Genomic DNA, 872 nt, shown 5'->3' on the forward strand with positions numbered 1-872 from the left:
CCTGCAGATGGCGTTTTCCAGCCCGACCCTGTCGGAGGCGAAGATCCGCGACCTGGTGCAGAACAACATCCGCCTGCCCCTGAGCGCCCTGCCCGGCCTGGCCATGCCCACCCCCATGGGCGGCAAGCAGCGCCAGATCACCCTCGACCTGGACCCGCAAGCCCTGGCCGCCAAGGGCCTGTCGGCGCAAGACGTGGGCAATGCCCTGGCGGCGCAGAACCAGATCATCCCGGTGGGCACCGCCAAGCTGGGCAGCGATGAATACACGGTGCTGCTGAACAACAGCCCGACCGCCATCGAGGAGCTCAACGACCTGCCGATCAAGACCGTGGACGGCGCGCTGATCACCATCGGCCAGGTGGCCCACGTGCGCGACGGCTCGCCGCCGCAGACCAACATCGTGCGGGTCGACGGACGCCGCGCGGTGCTGATGCCGGCCCTGAAGAACGGCAATATCTCTACCCTGTCGATCGTCGACGGCATCCGCCAGATGCTGCCGCGCATCAACGAAACCCTGCCGCCAGCGCTGAAGACCTCACTGCTGGGGGACGCCTCGGTGTTCGTCAAGCAGTCGGTGGGCAGCGTGGCCCAGGAAGGCATCATCGCCGCCCTGCTGACCAGCGCGATGATCCTGCTGTTCCTCGGCAGCTGGCGCTCCACACTGATCATCGCCGCCTCGATTCCCCTGGCGGTGCTCTCGGCCATTGCCCTGCTGGCGCTCAGCGGCCAGACCCTGAATGTGATGACCCTGGGCGGCCTGGCCCTGGCGGTGGGGATCCTGGTGGACGATGCCACCGTGACCATCGAGAACATCAACTGGCACCTGGAACAGGGCAAGGCGGTGAAGGTGGCCATCCTTGACGGCGCCAAGC

Annotated in this window: 1 protein-coding gene; it reads left to right on the top strand. The window is 67.1% G+C overall.

Annotated features, from left to right (window positions below; translation table 11 throughout):
- Nucleotides 1–872: efflux RND transporter permease subunit (locus tag BLX41_RS34890; protein WP_259744606.1), on the top strand; the 872-nt coding region annotated here is incomplete at both ends.

The sequence above is a fragment of the Pseudomonas protegens genome (assembly GCF_003732485.1).
Lineage (GTDB): Bacteria > Pseudomonadota > Gammaproteobacteria > Pseudomonadales > Pseudomonadaceae > Aquipseudomonas > Aquipseudomonas protegens_B.